This window comes from Paracidovorax wautersii (assembly GCF_031453675.1).
Taxonomy (GTDB): domain Bacteria; phylum Pseudomonadota; class Gammaproteobacteria; order Burkholderiales; family Burkholderiaceae_C; genus Paracidovorax.
Map to the genome: position 1 here is coordinate 3,559,757 of NZ_JAVIZX010000001.1, position 25,761 is coordinate 3,585,517.

A 25,761-nucleotide genomic window follows, 5' to 3' on the forward strand; every position below is an offset into this window, starting at 1 on the left:
AGTAAGGGGCGGAGACGGTGCCCGGGTCGGTTCACGGCCTTCGGCGTTTCTGTAACGGACAAGCCTGAAGACAAGGAGCTTGCGATGCGTCTCACTACCAAAGGCCGTTTTGCGGTCACCGCCATGATCGATCTGGCCCTGCGCCAGAACAACGGTCCTGTCACCCTCGCCGCGATCAGCCAGCGCCAGCAGATCTCGCTGTCCTATCTGGAACAGTTGTTCGGCAAGCTGCGCCGCCATGAGCTGGTCGAGTCCACGCGTGGTCCCGGCGGCGGCTACACGCTGGCCCGCAAGGCCGGTGATATCACCGTGGCGGACATCATCGTCTCCGTCGACGAGCCGATCGACGCGACTCAGTGCGGCGGCAAGGAGAACTGCCTCGGCGAGGCTGGCCGCTGCATGACCCATGAGCTGTGGGCTTCGTTAAACCAGCGCATGGTCGAATTCCTGGACTCCGTCACGCTGCAGAAGCTGGTGGATGACCAGTTGGCCAAGGGCGTGCAGATCGAGGACAAGCCAGTGGTGCGCCGCGCCATCTCGACCACTCCGGTGGTGAAGCCCATTCGCGTGAACGCACCCAATTCGGTGTTCGCCCTCGGCAACGCGTTTGCCAAGTCCTGATGTACGCATTGGAACTCTGACGTTCGCCAGCCAGACACTTTTACTGAGCCAGCCATGGATATGACCCCGCATTTCCCGATCTACCTTGACTACGGCGCGACCACCCCCGTGGATCCCCGCGTTGTGGACGCCATGATTCCCTGGCTGCGCGAGCACTTCGGCAATCCGGCATCGCGCAGTCATGCGTGGGGTTGGGAGGCGGAGGAGGCGGTCGAGAAGGCCCGCGGCGACGTTGCGGCGTTGATCGGTGCAGACCCGCGTGAAATCGTCTGGACCAGTGGGGCGACCGAATCCAACAACCTCGCGTTGAAGGGCGCAGCCCAGTTCTACAAAGGCAAGGGCAAGCACCTGATCACGGTCAAGACCGAGCACAAGGCCGTGCTGGACACCATGCGCGAGCTGGAGCGCCAGGGCTTCGAGGTGACCTATCTGGACGTTCAGGAGAACGGCCTGCTCGACTTCGAAGTGCTCAAGGCGGCCATCCGCCCGGACACGATTCTGCTGAGCGTGATGTTCGTGAACAACGAGATCGGCGTGATCCAGGACATTCCCGCCATCGGCGCCCTGTGCCGCGAGAAAGGCATCATCTTCCACGTGGACGCTGCGCAGGCCACCGGCAAGATCGAGATCGACATGGCGCAGTTGCCGGTTGACCTGCTGAGCCTGGCCTCGCACAAGACGTACGGCCCCAAGGGTATCGGCGCGCTGTATGTGCGCCGCAAGCCGCGGGTGCGCCTGGAAGCGCAGATGCACGGCGGCGGCCACGAGCGCGGCATGCGTTCCGGCACCTTGCCCACGCACCAGATCGTGGGCATGGGCGAGGCCTTCCGCATTGCGCGCGAAGAAATGGCCCAGGATGTTGCCAAGGCCAAGGCGCTGCAGCAACGCTTGCTGGACGGTCTCAAGGACATCGAGCAGGTGTTCGTGAACGGCGACATGGAGCGCCGCGTCCCGCACAACCTCAACATCAGCTTCAACTACGTCGAAGGCGAGTCGCTGATCATGGGGATCAAGGGCTTGGCCGTGTCGTCCGGCTCGGCGTGCACGTCCGCCAGCCTGGAGCCCAGCTACGTGTTGCGTGCCCTGGGCCGCAGCGACGAGTTGGCCCACAGCAGCCTGCGCATGACTATTGGCCGCTTCACCACCGAAGAAGAGATCGACTACGCCGTCTCCACGATCCGACACAACGTGGCCAAGCTGCGCGAACTGAGCCCGCTGTGGGACATGTACAAGGACGGCATCGACATCAGCACCATCCAATGGGCTGCGCATTGAATTGAAGAGGTAAAGACCATGGCTTACTCAGACAAAGTGATCGACCATTACGAGAATCCCCGCAATGTGGGCTCGTTCGACAAGGGTGACGAAACGGTGGGCACCGGGATGGTGGGCGCTCCAGCCTGCGGCGATGTGATGAAGCTGCAGATCAAGGTCAACCCCGCCACCGGCGTCATCGAAGACGCGCGCTTCAAGACCTATGGCTGTGGCTCTGCCATTGCCTCGTCGTCTCTGGTGACGGAATGGGTCAAGGGCAAGACGCTCGACGAGGCGGCGGCGCTGAAGAACAGCGAGATCGCACAGGAACTGGCGCTGCCTCCGGTGAAGGTGCACTGCTCCATCTTGGCAGAAGACGCCATCAAGGCGGCCGTGCTGGACTACAAGACCAAGCACGCGGCGGTGGCGGCAGCCTGAGCCATGGCTATTACCCTGACCGAAGCGGCCGCCCGGCACGTGACGCGCTATCTGTCGCGGCGGGGCAAGGGCGTGGGCGTCCGATTGGGCGTGAAGACCACCGGTTGCTCCGGCTTGGCCTACAAGCTGGAGTACGTGGACGATCAGGCGCCTGAAGACGTCGTGTTCGAGAACCACGGCGTGAAGGTGCTGATCGATCCCAAGAGCCTGGCCTACATCGACGGCACCGAACTCGACTTTGTGCGCGAGGGGCTCAACGAAGGCTTTCGCTTCAACAACCCGAACGAGCGTGATCGCTGTGGTTGCGGGGAGAGCTTCCGCGTGTGACGGTGTCCTGCTCGCGCGCCTTGCTGTGACCGCCATCGTGCACCACGCTGGCGGTTTTTTCTTGCCATCATGAACCTTCAATCTGACGACTTCGAGCTCTTCGACCTTCCGCGACGCTTTGCGCAAGACCGCAGCGCCGTGGATGCGCGCTGGAAGGAACTGCAGCGCGAAGCGCATCCCGATCGCTTCGCTGCGCAGGGTGCGGCCGCACAGCGGCTCGCCATGCAATGGTCGGTGCGCATCAACGAGGCGTACCAGCGGCTGAAAGATCCGTTGCGACGCGCGGCCTACCTGTGCGAACTGCACGGCGCTCCCATCCAGGCGGAAGACAACACGGCCATGCCCGCGGCCTTCTTGATGCAGCAGATGGAATGGCGCGAGGCGCTGGAGGAGGCGCGTGGCGAGGCCGATCTGGACCGGCTCGACGACGAGGTGCAGGAATCGCGCCGATCGGCCATTGCCCGCTGCACCGAACTGATCGACCAGCAATCTGACTATGCCGGTGCCGCGCGGGAGGTCAGAGCCCTCATGTTCATTGCGCGTTTTGCGCAGGACATCGAGACCCGCAGGGATCAACTGGGACAATAGAGCCCACACGGCGGGGCCTCGGCGCCCGCCGCATTCTTTCCAGGATCACACTACGCCATGGCGCTTCTGCAGATTTCCGAACCCGGCCAATCCCCTGATCCCCATCAGCGACGCATTGCCGTGGGGATCGACCTGGGCACGACCCACTCCCTGGTGGCGGCGGTGCGCAACGGGGTGGCCGAGTGCCTGCCGGATGACCAGGGACGGATTCTGCTGCCTTCCGTGGTGCGTTATCTGCCCGGCGGCGGTCGCCAGATCGGCCATGACGCCGCGGCGCAGCAGGTCAGCGATCCCGTCAACACCATTGCTTCCGTCAAGCGCTTCATGGGCAGGGGCCTGCAGGATGTGGCGCGGCGCGACGCGCTGCCGTATGCCTTCGTCGCCGCTGACGAGGGCCGTGAGCCGGGCGCTGCGGGCATGGTGTCCTTGGAGACGGCTGGCGGCGTGAAGTCGCCGGTGGAGGTGAGTGCGGAGATTCTTGCCACGCTGCGCTACCGGGCGGAAGACAGCTTCAACGACGATCTCTATGGTGCCGTCATCACCGTGCCGGCCTATTTCGACGATGCGCAGCGCCAGGCAACCAAGGACGCTGCGCGGCTGGCGGGCCTGAACCTGCTGCGTTTGATCAACGAGCCCACGGCGGCCGCGATTGCTTACGGACTGGATAACGCCTCCGAAGGCATCTACGCCGTCTATGACCTGGGCGGTGGGACGTTCGACATCTCTATCCTGCGGCTCACGCAGGGCGTCTTCGAGGTGATTTCGACCGGGGGCGATTCCGCGCTGGGTGGGGATGACTACGACGCGGCGCTGGCCGATTGGGTGCTTCAGCAGGCGGGTGTCCGGGCGGTCACTCCGGAGGACAAAGCCGCCGTGCGTGCGGCCGCTAGGCGCTGCAAAGAAGCGTTGACTGCTACTGAAAGTGTAGCGTTCTGCGCTGATGTTGCGGGCGCAGAGGTCCGATTTGACGTCCATCGTGCAGATTTCGATGCGGCCACGGCTGCGCTGACGGCGCGCTCGCTGGCCGCCGTTCGGCGTGCTCTGCGCGACGCGCAGCTCTCGCGCGAAGAGGTGCAAGGCGTTGTGCTCGTGGGCGGTTCCACGCGGATGCCCCAGATCCGTCAGGCGGTGGCCGACTACTTCGGTCGGGAGCCGCTGACCAATCTGAACCCCGACGAGGTCGTGGCTCTCGGCGCAGCCATCCAGGCCAACCAGCTGGCGGGCAACAACACGGCCGGAGACCTGCTGTTGCTGGACGTGATCCCGCTGTCGCTGGGCATCGAAACCATGGGTGGCCTCGTCGAGCGCATCGTGGCGCGCAATGAGACCATTCCCACCGCCAAAGCGCAGGACTTCACCACCTACAAGGATGGCCAAACGGCGTTGGCCGTTCACGTCGTTCAGGGGGAGCGTGATTTGGTCGCCGACTGCCGCAGCCTGGCCCGCTTCGAGCTGCGCGGCATTCCGCCCATGGCAGCCGGTGCCGCTCGCATACGCGTCACCTTCACCGTCGATGCCGACGGCCTGCTGAACGTCAGCGCCAAGGAACTGAGCAGCGGGGTGGAGGCACGCATCGACGTGAAGCCGTCCTACGGCCTGTCGGATGACCAGATCGCGCGCATGCTGCAGGAAGGCTTTGCCACGGCGCAGGACGACATGCGCGCCCGTGCACTGGTGGAGGCTCGCGTCGATGCCGACCGCATGCTGCTGGCCACGCAGAGCGCACTGGATGCCGATGGCGACGTCCTCTCCTCTGATGAGCGGGCTGCCATCGAGACGCTGATGCAGTCGCTGCGAGAAACGCGTGATGCGTCCGATGACGCGGCCGCAGTAGAGGCTGCCACGCAGGCCTTGGCCAAGGGTACCGAGGCCTTCGCGGCGCAGCGTATGAACCGGGGCATCCGCGAGGCGCTGGCGGGCAAGAACGTCCAGGCCCTCTGACAAGAACCAAGAATATCCACGAAGCACCCGAACCGGACGCCCATGCCCGTCATCAAAATCCTTCCCCATCCCGAGTACTGCCCCGAAGGCACCCAGATTTCCGCTCCGGCAGGCACGTCGATCTGCGAAGCCTTGCTGGACAACGACATCAAGATTGAGCATGCCTGCGACATGAGCTGTGCCTGCACGACCTGCCACGTGATCGTCCGCGAGGGCCTGGAGTCTCTCAACGAGGCGGAAGAAGAGGAAGAGGACCTGCTGGACCGTGCCTGGGGCCTGGAGCCGCAATCCCGCCTGTCCTGCCAAGCCATCCTGGCGCAGGCGGATGTGACGGTCGAGATTCCCAAGTACACGATCAACCACGCCAAGGAAAACCACTGATGTCCCGCCAGATTGTCCTGGACACGGAAACCACCGGCTTGTCGGCCGAGGGCGGGGACCGCATCATCGAACTGGGCTGCGTCGAATTGCTGAATCGCAAGCTCACAGGCAACAACCTGCACCTGTACTTCAACCCAGGACGCGACAGCCACGAGGATGCGCTGAAGGTGCACGGGATCAGCAACGAGTTCCTGAAGGACAAGCCGAAGTTCGCGGACATGGCCGATGAGATCCTGCAGTACCTGCAGGGCGCGGAAATCATCATTCACAACGCGGCCTTCGACGTCGGCTTCCTGAACAAGGAACTGGAACTCACCGGCCGCTCTCCCTTCAAGAACTACGTGGCGAGCGTGACCGACACGCTGGCCATGGCGAAGGAGCTGTATCCCGGCAAGCGCAACTCGCTGGATGCGCTGTGCGACCGCCTGGGGGTCGACAACTCGGGCCGGACCTTGCATGGCGCCTTGCTCGACGCGGAATTGCTGGCCGATGTGTACATCAACCTGACCCGGGGCCAGGACGCGCTGCTCATCGCAGACGACAGCCCGTCGGGCGAGGACGGTGTTCAGGTAGCGGCCATCGACCTGAGCGCCATCGTGTTGCAGGTGCTGCCTGCCAGCGCGCAGGAACTGGCGGAACACGAGGACACGCTCACGCAGATCGACAAGGCCAGCGGCGGCAAAACAATTTGGCGATCAGCTCAGGCGGTCTGAAATTCTGTGCAATAATCGCAGGCTTGTCGCTAAGACAGCACGGGTGATTAGCTCAGCGGTAGAGCACTGCCTTCACACGGCAGGGGTCACATGTTCGATCCATGTATCACCCACCAGTGTTTTGTTTGAATTCGCGCTCGCTGAGTGCGTGTTCAGCGGGTGATTAGCTCAGCGGTAGAGCACTGCCTTCACACGGCAGGGGTCACATGTTCGATCCATGTATCACCCACCAATCAAACCCTTGCAGGGACTCCTGCAAGGGTTTTTTTATGGGTTCTCGGGATGCGCTGGCGTCGAGGTGGCGGTTCGCGCCCTTAAAAAGTGCGGTGTAGAAGACGAGAACGCGCGAGTCGGACATTTCCCGGCAGGCCTCCTGCTTTTGCCGGTTTACGCATGTCATGATCCTGGGCCGATCGCCCCTGGATGGCTGGGCTGGCGACGGCGCCATGTTGCCTTCCCCTGCTTTCACGCAGCGTAGGGCTTGCCTGACCCGACCATGATCACTTTTCACAACGCTTTGCACCAAGGGCACGCGCCCGTCCACGAGTTCTTCCGCGGCGAACGGGTGCCGTGCTTCGAAAAGCCGGCGCGCGCCGATTTCGTGGAGGCCCGCCTGCGTGAGAGGGGGCATGAGCTGCGCGAAGCGACAGAGGACTGCAGCGAAGCGCTGAACCAGGTGCATTCGGCGCGTTACCTGCGCTTCCTGCAAACCGCGTGGCAGCAGTGGCTGGCACTGCACCAGGCCAACGGGGGCGTGCAACCCTTTCCGTCGGTCTGGCCGGTGCGCACGCTGCGCTCCGACATCGAGCCAGACAACTTCGTTGCCCGCCTGGGGTTGTATTCCATGGACAACGGCACGCCGATGGCCGAGGGGACCTGGGCTGCCGCCAAGGCGGGCGCGGATGCCGCCGCCAGCGCCGCGGCATTCGTGGCGGGTGGTGCCCGTGTCGCCTTTTGCAATACACGTCCACCGGGCCACCATGCCGGTCCGGATTTCATGGGCGGCTACTGCTTTCTCAACAATGCAGCAGTGGCCGCACAGACGCTGAGACTGCGCGGCTTTGGCAAAGTGGCGGTGCTGGACGTGGACTACCACCACGGCAACGGCACGCAGAGCATTTTCTATGGCCGCTCCGACGTGTTCTTCGTCAGTATCCACGGTGACCCGCGGACAGAATATCCGTTCTACCTTGGCCACGCCGACGAGACGGGGGAGGGGGCTGGCACCGGCTTCAATTTGAACCTTCCACTTCCGGCGGGCACCACTGCGCGTGAGTGGTTCGCCACGCTGGAGCAGGCATGCGCGCGCATCGGAGACTTTGGAGCCGAAGGGCTGGTGGTCTCCCTAGGCCTCGATACGTTTGCAGGAGATCCCATTTCGCGCTTCAAGCTGGCTTCTGCGGATTTCGTGACATTGGGCCAGCGATTATCACAGATGGGTCTGCCCACGGTCTTCGTGCTGGAGGGCGGCTATGCGGCGTCGGAACTGGGCTTGAATGCGGTGAACGTGCTGGAAGGCTTCGAGCAGGCGTGAGCCAATGGACGGCCCGTGCATGCAGCACCAGGGAGGATGAAGATGGAGCGGATCGATTGCGTGGTCATCGGCGCAGGTGTCGTGGGCTTGGCCGTGGCACGTGCCTTGGCCCTGAGCGGGCGAGAGGTATGGGTGCTTGAAGCCGAGGGGGCCATTGGCACCGGCACGAGTTCGCGCAACAGTGAAGTGATCCATGCCGGCATTTATTACCCTGCAGGTTCGCTGAAGGCCCGGCTGTGCGTGCAGGGCAAGGCATTGCTGTATGCCTACTGCGCAGACAGAGGCGTGCCGCACCGCCGTTGCGGCAAACTCATCGTGGCGACCGCGCCGCAGCAGGTGGAGACGCTCCAAGGCATCCGGGCGAAAGCCCGGGCCAATGGCGTGGATGACCTCCAGTGGCTCACGAGGGATCAGGCGCATGCGCTGGAACCTGCGCTTGCGTGCCATGCTGCGCTGCTGTCTCCAAGCACGGGCATCGTGGACAGCCACGCGTTGATGCTGGCCCTGCAGGGCGACCTGGAGCACGCCGGCGGACTGGTGGCCTTCCATTCCCCGGTGGCGCGGGCCCGTGTGGCCGACGATCGGATTCACCTGCAGACCGAGGACGGCACGGGCATCGCGGCCCGCACCGTCGTCAATGCGGCAGGGCTCCACGCGCCGGATCTCGCCGGTCGCTTCGAAGGGCTCGATTCGCGTCATGTGCCGCGCGCGCATTACGCCAAGGGCAGCTACTTCACGCTGGCAGGTCGGGCGCCTTTTACACGTTTGGTCTATCCGGTGCCGGAGCCCGCCGGCCTGGGTGTCCATCTCACGCTTGACCTGGGCGGCCAGGCCAAATTCGGCCCGGACGTCGAGTGGGTTTCTAACGCGCAGGATCTGGTGGTCGACCCCCGACGGGGTGAGGCCTTTTATGCCGAGGTGCGCAAGTACTGGCCGGCGCTGCGAGACGGTGCGCTGACGCCCGGCTATGCCGGCATCCGTCCCAAGATCCACGGCCCCGCAGAACCGGCAGGCGATTTCCTGATCCAGGGTCCCGATCACCATGGCGCGCCTGGACTGGTCAACCTGTTCGGTATCGAGTCGCCGGGGCTGACCAGCTCTCTTGCCATCGCCGAGCATGTCGCCAAGATGGTGTCTTCGCTTTCTTGAAACCGACCCGCCGCCATGAAGCCCCTGATTGCTGTACGGCAGCCATCCGTACGGGTGCATTGGCTAAGATGAGGCGTCCGCCTACACCCCCCTGGGACATGGCGGATTACCGTTGTTTCCTGCTATGAAAGGCTTGTGTATGACTACTGCTTCCGACACCGTTTCCAACGCACAACACGAACTCGAAAAGCTCGTTTCCGATCTTCGGAGCCTGATTTCCAGCAAGGACCTGGACAGCGTTCCCGAAATCAAGCGCCTGCGTCAGCGCCTCGACGACGGCATCCATACCGTGCGTGAATCCGCAGCACGTGCAGCGCAAGAGGCCGCCTACCAAGCCAAGGAGGCAGCACGTGCTGCCGACCGGTATGCCCACGATGAGCCCTGGCGAGTGGCTGGCGCAGCCCTCGCAGCAGGTGCGCTGGTGGGTTTCCTGCTTGCCCGCCGTTGATCGATGAAGGTCGCGGGGAGGACGATCACAATGCATAACGAAAGCGCCGCATGAACTGGTTTGCCCTTTTGGGCCTGGAAGGCTGGGTCGCGCGCTGGCGTGCCAACATCATTGAAGGCGCAATTGCGGCGGAAGATCGTCTGGAGCTTGCCAGGCTGGAGTGGTCGGAGCAAAAGCGGCGCCTGGGGCGCTTGGTGGTCCTTGCCGTTGCACTCGGTGGTCTCACCGTGGTCACCCTGACGCTGCTGTCCGTGGCGCTTCTGGTGCAGTTCTGGGACACACCGCATCGCATCTTGGTGGCTTGGCTGGTCGCCGGTGGATGGCTGCTCATCTGGGCCGCCGTGCTCGGCACGCTGATTTCCACCGTGCGCCAGGCCGGCAACGCCTTTGCCCTCACGCGCCGCGAGTTGGCCCATGACTGGCGAGAAATCAAGGAGCGACTGTGAGTAGCATGCGACCTCCGCTGGAGCGCGACTCCGGCCTCCCCACACCTACGGAACCCCAGCAGAAGGTGCTGGACCGGATTGCCTTGCAGCGCGAACGTCTGCGGGCCCGCCGCGCGGCGCACCGCCAAGCGGTGGCGCTGCAGGCGGAAGACGCCGGAATCGACCCCCAGGCGCCGCTGGTGGCCCGGGTCTTGGCTTTCGCCCGGTTGCATCCAGCCGTGGTGGCGGTGGCCGCGCTGGGCGCCTTGGCTGCAGGTCCGAGCCGACTGATCCGCTGGTCCAGCGTGCTCATGCCTTTGCTGGCGCGCATGCGGCGGTGACCTTCGCTGCTCTTGCCATGTAAAAAAAGGCCCCTGGGGCCTTTTTTTGTTGGAGGCGTTTGAAGATTCAGCGCAACGCTTTGATGGCCCGGGCTGCCCGATTGACGAGGGTGGGACCTTCGTAGATCAAGCCCGTATAGATCTGCACCACGTCGGCACCCGCTTCGATCTTGCTCACGGCGTCGGCAGCGCTCAGGATGCCGCCGACGCCGATGATGGGGAAACCCGGGCCCAGTGCAGCGCGCAGTTGACGGATCACACGGTTGCTGGCCTGGAGGACGGGGGCGCCGCTGAGGCCGCCGGCTTCTGCCGCGTGGCTCAGGCCTTGCACGGCATCCCGCTGGATGGTCGTGTTGGTGGCGATGACGCCGTCCATGCGATGGCGCTGCAGCGTGGCGGCGATGACGGCCACCTGCGCTTCGTCCAGGTCGGGTGCGATCTTCACGAAGATCGGAACGCGTCGCTCTTTGCCATGGGCAGCGAGGTGTTGGCTTGCCAGCGTGGCGCGCCGCTCGGCGATGGCGCTCAGCAATTGGTCCAGCGCCTCGTCGGTCTGCAGCGCGCGGAGGTTCTGCGTGTTGGGTGAGCTGATGTTGACGGTGACATAGTCTGCATGCGGGAAGACGCCCTCCAGGCAGGTCAGATAGTCGCCGGTGGCCTGTTCGATGGGCGTGCTGGCGTTCTTGCCGATGTTCAGGCCCAGCAGCATGGGATGCTTCCGAGGCTGCTGGCGGAAGCGCGCTTGCTGCACGTTGTGCAGGAAGGCGTCCAGCCCCTCGTTATTGAAGCCCAGCCGGTTGATCAGGGCCCGGGCTTGCGGCAGACGGAACATGCGCGGCTTGGGATTGCCGGGCTGTGCCTTGGGCGTGACCGTCCCAACCTCCACGAAGCCAAAGCCCATCGCCCCCAGGGCGTCGATGCACCGGGCATTCTTGTCCAGGCCTGCGGCCATGCCGACACGGTTGGGGAACGTCAGGCCGGCGAGTTCAATAGGATCGTCCACGGTTTCGCTGCTCCACGCCCACTGCAGCGGCGTGCGCTGGCCTCGCGCGAGCATGTCCATGGTGAGATCGTGGGCGGCTTCGGCGTCCAGGCCGAAGAGAAAGGGGCGGGCGAGGGAGTAGGGGATGAGCGACATGGGGATAATTCCGGGATCACTCCGATTTTCTCCCATGACGACCACTCCCTCTTCCTCCTTGACCCAAGACGAACTCAAGGCCCTCGTCGGCCAGGCGGCGCTGCAGTACGTAGTGCCGGGCGAGATCGTCGGCGTCGGTACCGGCTCCACGGTCAACAAGTTTATCGAAGCTCTCGCCAGCATGAAGGACCGCATCCGCGGCGCCGTCTCCAGTTCAGTGGCCAGCACCGAGCGGCTGAAGGCGCTGGGGATTCCGGTATTCGATGCGAATGAAGTCGAATCGCTCGCGGTGTACATCGATGGGGCCGATGAGATCGATGCGCAGGGCCATATGGTCAAGGGCGGTGGAGCGGCGCTCACGCGGGAGAAGATCGTCGCGGCGCTGGCGCAGCGGTTCGTCTGCATTGCGGACGAGTCCAAGCTGGTCGATGTGCTCGGCAGCTTTCCCCTGCCGGTAGAGGTCATTCCCATGGCCACCGAACATGTCCGGCGGCGGTTCCAAGCGCTGGGCGGTTCGGCCACCGTCCGGCTCCGGGACGGACAACCACTGGTCACCGACAACGGGCAGCACATCGTGGATGTGCTGGGCCTGCGCATCCGGGATCCGCTGATGTTCGAGTCGGAGGTGAATCAGTGGCCTGGCGTGCTGACCGTGGGCGTATTCGCACACCAAAAGGCCAGTGTGTGCCTCCTGGGTACCGCCCAAGGCGTGAAAACGCTGACCTTCTGAATGCGATGAATGGCCTGCGCTGCAGGTCCGCGGGTTCAGTACATCAGAACGTGATGCCCGCCGGATTGGAGGGGGTCGGGCCAGAGGGAGCGGCAGATGGTTGGGCCGGTCGTACGGCCGACGCTGCAGCGGCGGGTGCCGGGGCCGGCCTGGCGACCGAGGCGACCAGCGGCGTGGCCGCCGCGCGGCGGTAGCCGGTCGGCAACTGCGACTGCTTGGGGTAGCCGGCAGCGTCCAGGTACTGCGTCCACTCCGTGTCGGAAAATCCCTGCAGCTGCTGGCCACCCACGGTGCCGAAGGGCAGGCTCGTACCGCCGCTCAGCCGCTGCAAGGCTTCGATGTCTTCATTGGTGTTGACCGTGCGTTCCGTGAACGGTACGCCCCGCGCGAGCAACAGATTGCGCGCGCTGACGCACGGCGCGCAGTCGTTACCGGTGTAGAGCGTGACGGGAAACCGGGCTGCGACCTGGCGCAGCTCGTAGGGCAACGCGGGGCCGCCAGCGCCCTGAGCACGCTCCGTGGGCACCGGTGCGGCCTGGGCCGCAGGGTCGGGGGCTCGGTCTGAAAAGGTGACCTTGCCGTCCGGCCCGACGATGCGATAGACCTGCTGGGCTTGCACGGCGGTGGCCAGCAGTACCAGCACGGTGGCCCCCGCCAAGGAGAGTGCGTAACGTGGATTCATGTGCGGCTCCTGTCTTGTTGTGCTGGTGGTCTGGTCTGGCCCGGCCTCGCTCAGGTGGCGGCCATGCCCTGATGGCGCAACAGCGCATCCAGCGACGGCTCGCGGCCACGGAAGGCCTTGAACGACTCCATGGCAGGGCGGCTGCCTCCGGCTTCCAGGATGGCTTCGCGGTAGCGGCGGCCGGTTTCGGCGTCGGGCTGGCCATCCGCTCCGGCAGATTCCTCGAAGGCGGCATAGGCATCGGCGCTCAGCACTTCCGCCCACTTGTAGCTGTAGTAACCGGCGGCGTAGCCGCCCGCAAAAATGTGGCTGAAGGTGTGGGCCGAGCGGCTGAAAGCCGGAGGCTGCAGCACGGCAACCTCTGCGCGCACCTGGTCTAGCAGGGGCATGAAGTCGCTGGCGGGGTCGTGCTCCGTGTGCAGCAGCATGTCGAACAGCGCGAACTCGATCTGGCGCAGCGTGGCCATGCCGCTCTGGAAATTCTTGGCGGCAATCATCTTGTCGAACAGGGCGCGCGGCAGAGGCTCGCCCGTATCTACGTGCGAGGTCATGTGCTTGAGCACATCCCATTCCCAGCAGAAGTTCTCCATGAACTGGCTCGGCAGTTCGACGGCGTCCCACTCCACGCCGCTGATCCCCGACACGTCGCGCTCGTTCACTTGCGTGAGCATGTGGTGCAAGCCATGGCCGAACTCGTGGAACAAGGTGATGACATCGTCGTGCGTGAGCAGCGGCGGCTTGCCGTCAACGCCCTCGGCGAAGTTGCAGACGAGATGCGCCACGGGCGTCTGCAGGGTACCTGTGTCCGGACGGAGCCAACGGGCACGCACATCGTCCATCCAGGCACCGCCACGCTTGCCGACGCGGGCCGGCTGGTCCAGATAGAACTGGCCGATGAGCTGGCCATTGCGTTCGATGCGGTAGAACTCCACAGCGGGGTTCCACACGGGTGCCTTGTCCTTGCGGATGGCGACCTCGAACAGCGTTTCGATGATCTTGAACAGGCCGCCCAGCACCTTGGGCGCCGTGAAGTACTGCTTCACCTCCTGCTCGCTGAAGGAATACCGTTGTTCCTTGAGCTTTTCGGAGATGTAGGGCCAGTCCCAGGATTGCGGGTCGGCGATGCCGAGTTGCTCGGCCGCAAAGGTGCGCAGGTCGGCCACATCCTGCTCGGCGTAGGGCCGCGCGCGGCGAGCCAGGTCGCGCAGGAAGTCGACGACCTGTGCGGGCGACTCCGCCATCTTGGGCACCAGCGATACTTCGCCGAAGTTGGCGTAGCCCAGCAGCTGTGCCTCTTCCTTGCGCAGCGCCAGGATTTCCTTGACCAGTTCGGTGTTGTCGAAGCGGCGGGCGTCGCCCTCGGCCTGGTCTGAGGCGCGCGTCACATAGGCGCGGTAGAGCGTCTCGCGCAAGGCGCTGCTGCGGGCGAACTGCATGACCGGCAGGTAGCAGGGCATCTTCAGCGTGAGCTTGTAGCCGGGCTTGCCCTCGGCCTGGGCAGCGGCCCGTGCGGATTGCTGCACATCGGCCGGCACACCGTCGACCTCTTCGGCCTGCGCGTAGTAGGCGAACGCGTCGGTCGCGTCGAGCGCGTTCTCGCTGAACTTCTGGCTCAGTTCGGCCTGGCGTTCCTGGATCTGGGCAAAACGTTCACGGGCCGGGCCTTGCAGTTCGGCGCCGGAAAGCACGAAGTTGCGCACCGCGTTGCGCAGCGCCTGCTGTTGCTCGGGACTGAGGGTGGACGGATCGATGGCCTTGTACTTGGCATACAGCCGCTCGTCGGCGCCCAGACGCGTCCAGAACTCGGTCACGCGGGGCAGGGCGGCGTTGTATGCAGCGCGCAGCTCCGGCGTGTCCGCCACGCTGTTGAGATGGCTCACAGCACCCCAGGCGCGGCCCAACTCCTCGGTGGCGACGTCGAGCACTTTGGCAATGGCATCCCACCGGGCCGGGAAGTCCGGCGCCGTCACCGTTTCGAGAGCCGTATTGGCGCGCTCGAGCAGCGTGTCGATGGCCTGCGGCACATCTTCAGGGCGGATGCGGCCGAATTGCGGGAGGTGGGAGAAGTCGAGGAGAGGATTGCTCATGCGAAGCATTGTGCGGGCAAGCGCGCCGGTTTCAATGACGAAGTGGATTGATCGTCGCTATGCCGACGATGGGCCGGGCGCCTCGGCGCTCAGCCGGCGGCGCGCTCGGCGGCCTCCAGCGTGTTGACCAGCAGCATGGTGATGGTCATGGGGCCGACACCGCCCGGCACGGGGGTGATCCAGCCGGCGACTTCCTTCACCCCGGCGAAATCCACGTCGCCGCAGAGCTTGCCCTCGTCGTTACGGTTCATGCCCACGTCGATGACCACGGCGCCTGGCTTGACCATGTCGGCCGTCAGCACGTCGCGCTTGCCCACCGCGGCGACGATCACGTCGGCCTGCAGCGTCTGCGCCTTGAGGTCGGCCGTGCGGGAGTGGCAGACGGTGACGGTGGCATCCTGGGCCAGCAGCATCAGCGCCATAGGCTTGCCCACGATGTTGCTGCGGCCGATGACCACGGCGTGCTTGCCGCGCAGGTCGTAGCCGATGTGCTCCAGCATCTTCATGCAGCCGTAGGGGGTGCAGGGCCAGAAGCCGGGCATGCCGGCCATCAGCGCACCGGCGCTGGCGATGTGGAAGCCGTCCACGTCCTTGGCGGGCGAGATGGCCTCGATGACCTTCTGGGCGTCGATGTGGGCGGGCAGCGGAAGTTGCACCAGGATGCCGTGGATGGCCGGGTCATTGTTGAGCGCCTCCACGCGTGCGAGCAAGTCGGCTTCGGTCATCGCAGCGTCGTACTTCTCCAGTACCGAGTGCAGGCCGCTGTCCTCGCAGGCCTTGACCTTGTTGCGCACGTAGACCTGGCTGGCCGGGTTGTCGCCCACCAGCACCACCGCCAGGCCAGGCGTCACGCCGCGGGCCTTCAGGGCGCTGGCGCGTTCGGCGACCTGGGTGCGCAGTTGGCGGGAGAGGGCGTTGCCGTCGATCAGTTGGGCTGTCATCTTTGAATTACCGGGAGTACAAGTAAAAAAGCTGTCTGGCGCCCGTCAATAGTGCGCAGACAGCTATCGAAAAAGGAGCGATCAGGCCTTGGGCGCAGTCTGCCCCAGGGCGATCTTGAGCAGGTCGGCCACGGTGTTGGCGCTGAGCTTTTCCATGATGTTGGCGCGGTGCGCCTCCACCGTCTTGATGCTGATGCCGAGGTCATCGGCGATCTGCTTGTTCAGGCGGCCGGCGACGATGCGTTCGAGCACCTGCGCCTCGCGGCCGGTCAGTTTGGACAGCAGGGCGTCGCGGCTGGCGGCCTGCTGGTGGCCGGCGAAGGCTTCGCGGGCATGTTCGAGCATGCGTTCGACCAGGGCCAGCAGCTCTTCTTCGTTGAACGGCTTCTGGATGAAGTCCAGCGCGCCCTTCTTCATGGTGTTCACGGCCATGGGCACATCGCCGTGGCCGGTGATGAAGACGATGGGCAGGGGCGACTTGCGCTCGAGCAAGCGGTCCTGCAGTTCCAGGCCCGTCATGCCGCCCATGCGGATGTCCACGATGAGGCAGGCCACCTCGCGAGGGTCGTAGCGCGACAGGAATGTCTCGGCCGAATCGAAGCACCTTACCCGGTAATCCTTGCCTTCCAGAAGCCACTGCAGGGAATCTCTGACGGCTTCATCGTCATCCACAACGTAAACGGTGCCCTTTTTCGGAATCAAGCTCATGCAACAGTCCTTGGATTTGGCGTGATCGCTACTGAATTCATAGTGGCATCCGCAGGTTGTGCCAGCGGTAGCCAGAAGGAGAACCGGCATCCGGTGACCTCCGATCCATTGTAGAGGTTCTCCGCGTGCATCCGTCCCTGGTGCGACTCGACGATGCTGCGGCACAGGTTGAGGCCCATGCCCATGCCTTCCTGCTTGGTGGAGAAGAAGGCTTCGAACAGGTGTTCCAGCACTTCGGGCGCCAGGCCCTTGCCCGTGTCATGCACCGAGAACTCGATGACATCGCGCCCTTCCACATTGCGCGGCACCACCCGCAACTCGACACTGCGGCGCGCTGGCGGGCGCTGGGCCTGGGCGATGGACTCGGCGCCGTTCTTCATCAGATTCACCAGCACCTGCTCGATGAGGATGGTGTCGGCCATCACCTGCGGAAGGCGTGCCGCGACATAGTGCGACAGCCGCACGTTGTGGCGGCGCAATTCGATGTCGGCGAGCTCCACGGCCTCGCTGACCATGTCGTGCACATCGGCCAGGGCCCGGTTGGGTTCGCTCTTCTTCACGAAGGCGCGGATACGCTGGATGATCTGCCCGGCCCGCTGCGCCTGGTGGGCCGTCTTCTGCAGAGCGGAGAGCAGGGCCTCCTCGGTGATCTGCCCGCCCTGGATGCGCGAGATCATGCCGCTGCAGTAGTTGCTGATGGCGGTCAGCGGCTGGTTCAGCTCGTGCGCCACGCTGGAGGCCATCTCGCCCATGGTGATGAGGCGGCTGACCGACTGCGCGCGCTCGGCTTGGCGCGATGCCTGTTCTTCCGCCTGCCGGCGCGGCGTGATGTCGGTGGCGATCACCATCTGCGCGAGGCGGCCGTCCACCCAGTTCAGATAGCGCGAACGCACCTCCAGCCACTTGCCCAGGTCGGGCAGGTAGACCTCGGCGTTCTCGGAGCGGGCACTGGTCAGCGGGTCGGTGGGCAGGCCCATCAGACCGTCCTCGTCGTCCATGCCGCCGGAGGTCGAATCGGCCGGCAGCACGCCGGCCTGCGCGACCAGCTGCAAGTGGCCGTGGGTCTGCGAGCCGAACCACTGGCGGTACAGCTTGTTGGCGAACAGCAGCTCCTCGCTGCCCAGGGGAGCCACCGAGACGGAAGCGTCCAGGGACTCGAGCACGATGGTGAAGCGCTCGTGCGACGCGCTGAGCTGTTCGCGCACGCGGTTGGGCTCGGTGATGTCGGTCATCGACGTCATCCAGCCGGTCTGCTGGCCATGGGCGTCGATGAGCGGGGAAACATACAGCCGGGCGTCGAACAAGGTGCCGCTTTTGCGCTTCACACGCACCTGGAAGCCCCCGGCGAACGACTTGCCCGACATCTCGTCGCGCAGCTTGGCGTGCAGCGCTTCGTGGTCCGACTCGGGCCAATAGGAATACGGCGGTACCTGGCCGACCAGTTCGGCCTCGGACCAGCCGGTCATCTGGCAGAAAGCGGCGTTCACATAGGTGATACGGCCATTCATGTCCAGCGCGCGCATGCCGGTCAGGATGGAGTTTTCCATCGCGCGGCGAAAGTTGGTTTCGGCCACCACGGCCTGCTGCGCCTGCATGCGGCGGCGGGTGTGCCGCCAGGTGGCGATCAGCAGCCAGGCGGTCATGGCGCTCAGGGTGCCCACCAGCCAGAAGAGACCGCTGCCGACCACGCCCAGCGAGGTGCGGTAGGCCTGGGCCCGCAGCACCAGTCCGTTGCCCACGGGCGAGACGGGCACCTCGTATTCGTTGGGCGGTGCCGACCACGGCAGCAAGCCTACGGCGCGCGGCTGCAGCGGCGTGCCGGCCAGGACCTGGCTGTTGCCGTCCAGCAGGGTGACGGCATAGCGTGCCAAGACTTCGGTGGGCGTGCCGTAGCGCAGCAGGCTGTCGATCGAATATTCGCTCAGTACCACGCCGCTGAACCGCCCCTGCGCGGACAGCGGCACCTGCAGTTGCAGCAGCGGTGCGGGCTCGCCGTTGGCCCCCACCGGCTGGGAGTACACCGGCTGCTGCAGGTCGCGCGCCAGAGTGAAGGTATCGGCCGTGTCGCCGTTCTTGAGCACCTCCCCGGCGACACGCAGCTGGCTGCTGCTCACCGTGGGTGCCGCGTGGCTGGCACGGATTCGGCGTTTCTCGTCGATCCAGGTGATGGTCTGCAGCTCGGGGTACTGGCTGATGAGCGCTTCGGCCCGGTTCACGAAGTCGGTGCGTTCCAGGTCCTGGTTGGAGAGATCTCGCGCGATGCGCATGATCTGCTCCTGGCGCTCCAGAAGCCGCAAACGCACCCTTTGCTGGGCATATTCCACGTCGCGCTTGAGGGCTTCCTTCTCGCGCTCTCCTTCTTCCATGCGCAAATACCAGAACGCCGCCACGATGGCTGCCAGGAACATGAGCACGGCTGCCAGCGGTGCCAGCGCGGCAAAGCGATCCTGCCGCGTGGGCGAAAGGCTGCGCCACCACTTGCGCCACGCGCGGGCGGGCGTCTTGATGGCGGGGGAATCGGAGGGCACGCGCTCGATGGAGTCCATGGGCGGAGTGTAGGGGAGCGCGCGCTCCGTTTCATAGAGAGAAAAAATGTGCGTTTGCAGCAATTTATCGCAATATGAAAACAATAGGCACCATTTGAAATGGCAATGAAGTGTGAGACACTTCCGCCAAATTGACGCCCTTTCACAGCTAGTTCCAAGGAGACATGGCATGTCCGAACAGACCGACCCCCAGGCCAGAAAATCCGCCTCGACCCCCCTCGACACCGACCAGCAGGAAACCCGTGAGTGGATGGATGCACTGACGGCGGTCATCGACAAGGAAGGTGCGGAACGTGCCCATTTCCTGATCGAGCAGCTGTTGGAACATGCCCGCCAGAGCAGCATCGACACGCCGTTCTCCGCCAACACCGGCTACGTGAACACGCTGGAAGCCAGCCAGGAAGCACGCTGCCCCGGCAACCTCGAAATCGAAGCGCGCCTGCGCGCCTACATGCGCTGGAACGCCATGGCGATGGTGGTCAAGGCCAATCGCCACCACCCACCTGAAGGCGGCGACCTGGGCGGCCACATCGGCTCGTTCGCCTCGCTGGCCAACATGTTCGGCGCAGGCTTCAACCACTTCTGGCACGCCGAGAGCGAGAACCACGGCGGCGACCTGCTGTACATCCAGGGCCATGTGTCGCCCGGCATCTACGCCCGCGCGTACCTCGAAGGCCGCCTCTCCGAAGAGCAACTGCTGAACTTCCGCCAGGAAGTGGATGGCAAGGGCCTGTCGAGCTACCCGCATCCCAAGCTGATGCCCGAGTTCTGGCAGTTCCCCACGGTGTCGATGGGCCTGGGCCCGTTGATGGCCATTTATCAAGCTCGTTTTCTCAAGTACCTGCACGCCCGTGGCATCGCCAACACCGAGAACCGCAAGGTCTGGGTGTTCTGCGGCGACGGCGAGATGGACGAAGTCGAATCGCTGGGCGCCATCGGCCTGGCCGCGCGTGAGAACCTGGACAACCTGATCTTCGTCATCAACTGCAATCTGCAGCGCCTGGACGGCCCGGTGCGCGGCAACGGCAAGATCATCCAGGAGCTGGAAGGCGAATTCCGCGGCTCTGGCTGGAACGTCATCAAGCTGCTGTGGGGCAAGGGCTGGGACGACCTGCTGGCGCGCGACAAGGACGGCGCTCTGCGCAAGATCATGATGGAGTGCAACGACGGGGACTACCAGTCGTTCAAGGCCAACGATGGCGCCTACGTGCGCAAGAACTTCTTCGGCCGCGATCCGCGCACGCTGAAGATGGTCGAGCACATGAGCGACGACGAGATCTGGAACCTGCGCCGTGGTGGCCACGATGCGCAGAAGGTCTACGCCGCGTTCTCCGCCGCCAACGAGCACAAGGGCCAGCCCACCGTGCTGCTGGTGAAGACCGTCAAGGGCTTCGGCATGGGCAAGATCGGTGAAGGCAAGAACACCGTCCACCAGACCAAGAAGCTCGGCGACGAAGACATCAAGGCCTTCCGCGACCGCTTCAACATTCCGATCCCGGACAGTCAGATCGCCGACCTGCCTTTCTACAAGCCGGCCGACGACACGCCCGAGATGAAGTACCTGCACGAGCGCCGCAAGGCCCTCGGCGGTTACCTGCCCAAGCGCCGCGTGAAGGCCGACGAGAGCTTCACCGTGCCGTCGCTGGACACGTTCAAGGCCATCCTGGACGCCACGCCCGAAGGCCGCGAGATCTCGACCACGCAAGCCTATGTCCGCTTCCTCACGCAGCTGCTGCGTGACCAGGCCCTGGGCCCGCGCGTGGTGCCCATCCTGGTGGATGAGGCGCGCACCTTCGGCATGGAAGGCCTGTTCCGCCAGATCGGCATCTACAACCCGCACGGTCAGCAGTACACCCCGGTCGACAAGGATCAGGTCATGTACTACAAGGAAGACAAGGCCGGCCAGATCTTGCAGGAAGGCATCAACGAAGCCGGCGGCATGAGCAGCTGGATCGCCGCCGCCACGTCGTACAGCACGAACAACCGCATCATGGTGCCGTTCTACGTGTACTACTCGATGTTCGGCTTCCAGCGCATCGGCGACCTGGCTTGGGCGGCTGGCGACATGCAGGCCCGCGGCTTCCTGCTGGGCGGCACCTCGGGCCGGACCACGCTGAACGGCGAAGGCCTGCAGCACGAGGACGGCCACAGCCACATCCTGGCCAACACCATCCCCAACTGCATCAGCTACGACCCGACCTTCGCGCACGAAGTCGCGGTCATCATGCATGACGGCCTCAAGCGCATGGTCGAGCGCCAGGAAAACGTCTTCTACTACCTGACGCTGCTCAACGAGAACTACCCCATGCCCGGCCTGCAGCCCGGCACGGAAGAGCAGATCATCAAGGGCATGTACCTGTGCAAGCAGGCGCCCGCGTTGGCCAAGGAAGCGCCCACGGTGCAACTGCTGGGCTCGGGCACCATCCTGCGCGAGTCGTTCTTCGCCCAGGAGCTGCTGGAGAAGGATTGGGGCGTGGCCGCTTCGGTGTGGAGCTGCCCGAGCTTCAACGAGCTGACCCGCGACGGCCAGGAAGCCGAGCGCTGGAACCTGCTGCACCCGACCGACGCACCCCGCGTGTCGTTCGTCGAGGAGCAATTGGGCAAGACCACCGGCCCGGTGGTCGCCTCCACCGACTACATGAAGGCCTACGCGGAGCAGATCCGTCCGTTCGTGCCCAAGGGCCGCACGTACAAGGTGCTGGGCACTGACGGCTTCGGCCGCAGCGACTTCCGCAGCAAGCTGCGTGAGCACTTCGAGATCAACCGCCACTACATCGTCGTGGCCGCGCTCAAGGGCCTGGCCGAAGACGGCGTGCTGCCGGCGTCGAAGGTGGCCGAGGCCATCCAGAAGTACGGCATCAACACCGACAAGATCAACCCGCTGCACGCTTAAAACCCACGGGAGACACACATGGCATTGGTAGACATCCAGGTCCCGGACATCGGGGACTTCGACGAAGTGGGCGTGATCGAGGTGCTGGTCAAGCCCGGCGACACGGTCAAGGCCGAGCAGTCGCTCATCACGGTGGAATCGGACAAGGCATCGATGGAAATCCCGTCGAGTCACGCCGGCACCGTCAAGGAGATCAAGGTCGCCATTGGCGACAAGGTCAAGCAGGGCTCCGTCATCGTGGTGGTGGAATCGGCCGACGCTGGTGCATCCGAGCAAAAATCGGCTCCAGCGCCCGCTGCACAAGCGCCAGATGCTATCAAATCGGAAGCGACTGCCGCGCCGGCACCCTCGGCGCCTGCACCGGCACCCGCCGCTGCCGCCGGCCCGATCGAGGTACGCATTCCCGATATCGGCGACTTCAAGGACGTGGCTGTCATCGAAGTGCTGGTGAAGGTGGGCGACACGGTGAAGGAAGAGCAGTCGCTCTTCACCGTGGAATCCGACAAGGCTTCGATGGAGATCCCGTCGCCCGCCGCTGGCGTGGTGAAGGAACTCAAGATCAAGATCGGCGACACGGTCAACATCGGCGACTTCGTGGCGGTGCTGGAAGGCACGGCCCCGGCGGCTGCCGCACCGGCGCCCCAGCCCGCGGCGGCTCCTGCACCCCAGGCCCCGGCTGAATCGCAGGCACCAGCGGCCGCACCGGCCGCGGCTGCGGCGTCGGCGCCTGCAACCGCACCCGCTGCAGCACCCGCGCCGCACGCTCCCGGCGCTGCGCCGGTCGGCCTGCCGCACGCATCGCCCTCCGTGCGCAAGTTCGCGCGCGAGCTCGGCGTGCCGCTCGATGAACTGAAGGGCACGGGCCCCAAGGGCCGCATCACGCAGGAAGACATCCAGGCCTTCACCAAGTCGGTGATGGCCGGCGGCGTGCAGACCAAAGCCCAGGCGGCCAAGGCCCCTGCCGGCGGCGGCGGATCGGGCGTGGGTCTGGACGTGCTGCCATGGCCGAAGGTCGACTTCGCCAAGTTCGGCGCCGTGGATCGCAAGGACCTCTCGCGCATCAAGAAGATCAGCGGCGCCAACCTGCACCGCAACTGGGTGATGATCCCCCACGTCACCAACAACGACGAGGCCGACATCACCGAACTGGAAGCCTTCCGCGTCTCCACCAACAAGGAGAACGAGAAGTCCGGCGTGAAGGTGACCATGCTCGCCTTCGTGATCAAGGCCGTGGTGGCTGCGCTCAAGAAGTTCCCTGAGTTCAACACCAGCCTGGACGGCGACACGCTGGTCTACAAGCAGTACTTCAACATCGGCTTTGCGGCGGACACGCCCAATGGCCTGGTGGTGCCGGTGCTCAAGGATGCCGATAAGAAGGGCATCATCCAGATCAGCCAGGAAATGGGCGATCTGGCCAAGAAGGCCCGCGACGGCAAGCTCGGCGCGGCCGATATGCAGGGCGGCTGCTTCTCGATCTCGTCGCTGGGCGGTATCGGCGGCACGCACTTCACCCCCATCATCAACGCGCCCGAAGTGGCCATCCTCGGCCTCTCGAAGGGTCAGATGAAGCCGGTGTGGGACGGCAAGCAGTTCGTGCCGCGCCTGGTGCTGCCACTGTCGCTGTCGTACGACCACCGCGTGATCGACGGCGCCAGCGCCGCACGCTTCAACGCGTACCTGGGCCAGGTGCTGGCGGACTACCGCCGCATCCTGCTGTAAAGGAGATTCCGATATGGCAGTAATTGACATCAAGGTTCCGGACATCGGCGACTTCGCCGAAGTGGGCGTGATCGAAGTGCTGGTGAAGGCGGGCGACACCGTGAAGGTGGAGCAGAGCCTGATCACCGTCGAGTCCGACAAGGCATCGATGGAGATTCCCTCCAGCCACGCCGGTGTGGTCAAAGAGGTGAAGGTGAAGATCGGCGACAAGATCGCCGAAGGCGGCGTGGTGCTGACGCTGGAAGCGGCCGATGCCGCCGCAGCGCCTGCACCGGCTGCTCCTGAAAAGGCAGCGGCCAGCGCTGCTCCTGCGGCTTCTTCAGGTGCAAAAGCATCTGAAAGTGCCGCCAATCAAGCGCCAGCAGCTCCCAAAATCGAAGCGGCCAGCTTTGGTGGCAGCGCCGACATCGAGTGCGACGTGGTCGTGCTCGGCGGCGGCCCCGGCGGCTATTCGGCTGCGTTCCGCGCGGCCGATCTGGGCCTGAAGGTCGTCATCGTCGAGCGCTATGCCACGCTGGGTGGCGTCTGCCTGAACGTGGGCTGCATCCCCTCGAAGGCGCTGCTGCACGTGGCTGCCGTGATCGACGAAGTGAGCCACCTGAAGGCCGCCGGTATCGAGTTCGGCGCGCCGCAGGTCAACATCGACACGCTGCGTGGCCACAAGGAAAAGGTCATCGGCAAGCTGACCGGCGGCCTGGCCGCCATGGCCAAGATGCGCAAGGTGACCACCGTGCGCGGCGTGGGCCAGTTCGTGGGTGCGAACCACCTCGAAGTGGAGGAAACCACCGGTGCCAAGGGCCAGGAGAAGACGGGCTCTAAGCGCGTCATCGCCTTCAAGAACGCCATCATCGCCGCCGGCTCGCAGGCCGTGCACCTGCCGTTCATGCCCAAGGACCCGCGCGTGGTCGACTCGACTGGCGCGCTGGAGCTGAAGGAAGTCCCCAAGCGCATGCTGATCCTGGGCGGCGGCATCATCGGCCTGGAAATGGGCACGGTGTACTCCACGCTGGGCGCGCGCCTCGATGTGGTCGAGATGATGGACGGCCTGATGCAGGGCGCCGACCGCGACCTCGTCAAGATCTGGCAGAAGATGAACGCGCCGCGCTTCGACAACATCATGTTGAAGACCAAGACGGTGGGCGCCGAAGCCACGCCCGAAGGCATCAAGGTGAGGTTCGCCGCGGCGGAAGAGGGCGGCACCGCCCCCGCACCGCAGACGTACGACCTGGTGCTGCAGGCCGTGGGCCGCACGCCCAATGGCAAGAAGATCGCCGCCGAGAAGGCCGGCGTGGCCGTCACGGACCGCGGCTTCATCAACGTCGACATCCAGATGCGCACCAACGTGCCGCACATCTTCGCCATCGGCGACATCGTGGGCCAGCCCATGCTGGCGCACAAAGCGGTCCATGAGGCGCACGTGGCGGCAGAGGTGATCGCTGGTGAATTGCAGGGCAACAAGGAGCTGGCCTCGGCCGCCTTCAACGCCCGCGTGATCCCGAGCGTGGCCTACACCGACCCCGAAGTGGCGTGGGTGGGCCTGACGGAAGACCAGGCCAAGGCGCAAGGCATCAAGGTCAAGAAGGGCCTGTTCCCGTGGACTGCCTCCGGCCGCGCCATCGCCAACGGCCGCGACGAGGGCGTGACCAAGCTGCTGTTCGACGATTCGCCCGAGGCCCACGGCCACGGCAAGATCCTGGGCGGCGGCATCGTCGGCACGCACGCCGGCGACATGATCGGCGAGATCGCCCTGGCGATCGAAATGGGCGCCGACGCCGTGGACATCGGCAAGACGATCCACCCGCACCCCACGCTGGGCGAAAGCATCGGCATGGCCGCGGAAATCGCCCACGGCTCCTGCACGGACGTTCCGCCGCAGAAGAAGTAAGCCGCATTGGCGATCTACTTCACAAAGGCAGCTTCGGCTGCCTTTTTCATGCCATGCCGAGTTTCTTGTTTTGATAGCGCAAGGCGCCGGATGGGTCTGGATTGCGGAGCGGTTTGGGCTCGAAAGAATTGCGCCGTTCGTGTTCCCGGTTGGTGCTTGGCAGAACTTGGCAAATGACTTGGCAAATTTCTTTGAAAATTGTTGAATTTTTTCAATAAAAACAAATAGATGGAGTCGATGTAAACTTGGCGGAATGAGCGCGCTCTATACCT

At 64.7% G+C, this 25,761-nt stretch carries 23 protein-coding genes and 2 tRNA genes; 19 read left to right on the forward strand and 6 right to left on the reverse strand.

The window, feature by feature from the left end:
• The first annotated feature begins 84 nt into the window (after nt 1-84).
• From iscR to QE399_RS16130, 15 genes are all read left to right on the forward strand, one after another.
• Nucleotides 85-621 (forward strand): Fe-S cluster assembly transcriptional regulator IscR, encoded by a 537-nt coding sequence (gene iscR / locus QE399_RS16060; RefSeq protein WP_309830212.1) that lies wholly within the window; start codon nt 85-87, stop codon nt 619-621.
• 54 nt (nt 622-675) lie between these two features.
• On the forward strand, nt 676-1,896 hold the full coding sequence (locus QE399_RS16065; protein WP_309830214.1) for an IscS subfamily cysteine desulfurase: 1,221 nt from the start codon (nt 676-678) through the stop codon (nt 1,894-1,896).
• Between the two features lie 18 nt (nt 1,897-1,914).
• Nucleotides 1,915-2,313: a Fe-S cluster assembly scaffold IscU gene (gene iscU / locus QE399_RS16070; RefSeq protein WP_309830216.1), complete on the forward strand. Its 399-nt coding sequence runs from the start codon at nt 1,915-1,917 to the stop codon at nt 2,311-2,313.
• A gap of 3 nt (nt 2,314-2,316) precedes the next feature.
• Nucleotides 2,317-2,640 carry an iron-sulfur cluster assembly protein IscA gene (iscA, locus tag QE399_RS16075; RefSeq protein ID WP_309830218.1) on the forward strand — a complete coding sequence of 108 codons (324 nt, stop codon included), beginning with the start codon at nt 2,317-2,319 and terminating at the stop codon, nt 2,638-2,640.
• Nucleotides 2,641-2,709: 69 nt separating this feature from the next.
• Complete coding sequence (hscB, locus tag QE399_RS16080; RefSeq protein ID WP_309830220.1) at nt 2,710-3,228, forward strand: Fe-S protein assembly co-chaperone HscB; 519 nt, start codon at nt 2,710-2,712, stop codon at nt 3,226-3,228.
• Between the two features lie 57 nt (nt 3,229-3,285).
• Complete coding sequence (hscA, locus tag QE399_RS16085; RefSeq protein WP_309830222.1) at nt 3,286-5,169, forward strand: Fe-S protein assembly chaperone HscA; 1,884 nt, start codon at nt 3,286-3,288, stop codon at nt 5,167-5,169.
• 42 nt (nt 5,170-5,211) lie between these two features.
• Nucleotides 5,212-5,550, forward strand: coding sequence for an ISC system 2Fe-2S type ferredoxin (gene fdx, locus QE399_RS16090; RefSeq protein ID WP_309830224.1), 339 nt, complete (start codon nt 5,212-5,214; stop codon nt 5,548-5,550).
• Nucleotides 5,550-6,263 carry a DNA polymerase III subunit epsilon gene (gene dnaQ / locus QE399_RS16095; RefSeq protein ID WP_309830226.1) on the forward strand — a complete coding sequence of 238 codons (714 nt, stop codon included), beginning with the start codon at nt 5,550-5,552 and terminating at the stop codon, nt 6,261-6,263. The genes fdx and dnaQ overlap by 1 nt, the downstream gene beginning before the upstream one ends.
• A gap of 41 nt (nt 6,264-6,304) precedes the next feature.
• Nucleotides 6,305-6,379 (forward strand) — tRNA-Val (locus tag QE399_RS16100).
• A 41-nt stretch (nt 6,380-6,420) separates the two neighbouring features.
• A tRNA-Val gene (locus QE399_RS16105) sits at nt 6,421-6,495 on the forward strand.
• A 264-nt stretch (nt 6,496-6,759) separates the two neighbouring features.
• Entirely contained in the window at nt 6,760-7,797 is a 1,038-nt protein-coding gene (locus QE399_RS16110; protein ID WP_309830227.1) for a histone deacetylase family protein, read from the forward strand.
• Between the two features lie 42 nt (nt 7,798-7,839).
• Nucleotides 7,840-8,946, forward strand: a complete 1,107-nt coding sequence (locus QE399_RS16115) for an NAD(P)/FAD-dependent oxidoreductase (protein WP_309830228.1) — start codon at nt 7,840-7,842, stop codon at nt 8,944-8,946.
• Nucleotides 8,947-9,085: 139 nt separating this feature from the next.
• Nucleotides 9,086-9,394: a DUF883 family protein gene (locus QE399_RS16120; RefSeq protein WP_309830230.1), complete on the forward strand. Its 309-nt coding sequence runs from the start codon at nt 9,086-9,088 to the stop codon at nt 9,392-9,394.
• 50 nt (nt 9,395-9,444) lie between these two features.
• Nucleotides 9,445-9,840, forward strand: coding sequence for a phage holin family protein (locus tag QE399_RS16125; protein ID WP_309830232.1), 396 nt, complete (start codon nt 9,445-9,447; stop codon nt 9,838-9,840).
• Nucleotides 9,841-9,845: 5 nt separating this feature from the next.
• On the forward strand, nt 9,846-10,160 hold the full coding sequence (locus QE399_RS16130; protein ID WP_309832141.1) for a hypothetical protein: 315 nt from the start codon (nt 9,846-9,848) through the stop codon (nt 10,158-10,160).
• Nucleotides 10,161-10,227: 67 nt separating this feature from the next.
• Here the strand turns inward: QE399_RS16130 and QE399_RS16135 are convergent, their stop codons facing one another.
• On the reverse strand, nt 10,228-11,298 hold the full coding sequence (locus QE399_RS16135; RefSeq protein ID WP_309830234.1) for a quinone-dependent dihydroorotate dehydrogenase: 1,071 nt from the start codon (nt 11,296-11,298) through the stop codon (nt 10,228-10,230).
• A gap of 34 nt (nt 11,299-11,332) precedes the next feature.
• Between QE399_RS16135 and rpiA the strand changes: the two genes are divergently transcribed.
• Nucleotides 11,333-12,028 carry a ribose-5-phosphate isomerase RpiA gene (gene rpiA / locus QE399_RS16140; RefSeq protein ID WP_309830236.1) on the forward strand — a complete coding sequence of 232 codons (696 nt, stop codon included), beginning with the start codon at nt 11,333-11,335 and terminating at the stop codon, nt 12,026-12,028.
• Nucleotides 12,029-12,071: 43 nt separating this feature from the next.
• Here rpiA and QE399_RS16145 read toward each other — a convergent pair whose 3' ends face one another.
• The 5 genes from QE399_RS16145 to QE399_RS16165 form a co-directional block, all read right to left on the reverse strand.
• Nucleotides 12,072-12,710 (reverse strand): glutaredoxin family protein, encoded by a 639-nt coding sequence (locus tag QE399_RS16145; protein WP_309830237.1) that lies wholly within the window; start codon nt 12,708-12,710, stop codon nt 12,072-12,074.
• Between the two features lie 50 nt (nt 12,711-12,760).
• Entirely contained in the window at nt 12,761-14,797 is a 2,037-nt protein-coding gene (locus tag QE399_RS16150; protein WP_309830239.1) for a M3 family metallopeptidase, read from the reverse strand.
• Nucleotides 14,798-14,886: 89 nt separating this feature from the next.
• Nucleotides 14,887-15,738: a bifunctional methylenetetrahydrofolate dehydrogenase/methenyltetrahydrofolate cyclohydrolase FolD gene (gene folD / locus QE399_RS16155; RefSeq protein WP_309830241.1), complete on the reverse strand. Its 852-nt coding sequence runs from the start codon at nt 15,736-15,738 to the stop codon at nt 14,887-14,889.
• An 81-nt stretch (nt 15,739-15,819) separates the two neighbouring features.
• Entirely contained in the window at nt 15,820-16,446 is a 627-nt protein-coding gene (locus QE399_RS16160; protein ID WP_309830242.1) for a response regulator transcription factor, read from the reverse strand.
• Complete coding sequence (locus tag QE399_RS16165; protein WP_309830244.1) at nt 16,443-18,992, reverse strand: PAS domain S-box protein; 2,550 nt, start codon at nt 18,990-18,992, stop codon at nt 16,443-16,445. The genes QE399_RS16160 and QE399_RS16165 overlap by 4 nt, the downstream gene beginning before the upstream one ends.
• 169 nt (nt 18,993-19,161) lie before the next feature.
• Between QE399_RS16165 and aceE the strand changes: the two genes are divergently transcribed.
• The 3 genes from aceE to lpdA are packed head-to-tail and all read left to right on the forward strand — an operon-like array spanning nt 19,162 to nt 25,489.
• A complete protein-coding gene (gene aceE / locus QE399_RS16170; protein WP_309830245.1) occupies nt 19,162-21,885 on the forward strand; it encodes a pyruvate dehydrogenase (acetyl-transferring), homodimeric type in 2,724 nt (907 codons plus the stop codon).
• A gap of 18 nt (nt 21,886-21,903) precedes the next feature.
• Nucleotides 21,904-23,604: a dihydrolipoyllysine-residue acetyltransferase gene (gene aceF, locus QE399_RS16175; protein WP_309830248.1), complete on the forward strand. Its 1,701-nt coding sequence runs from the start codon at nt 21,904-21,906 to the stop codon at nt 23,602-23,604.
• Between the two features lie 13 nt (nt 23,605-23,617).
• The gene (gene lpdA / locus QE399_RS16180) at nt 23,618-25,489 is read left to right on the forward strand and encodes a dihydrolipoyl dehydrogenase (protein WP_309830249.1); all 1,872 of its coding nucleotides are present in this window, start codon (nt 23,618-23,620) and stop codon (nt 25,487-25,489) included.
• Nucleotides 25,490-25,761 lie beyond the last annotated feature (272 nt).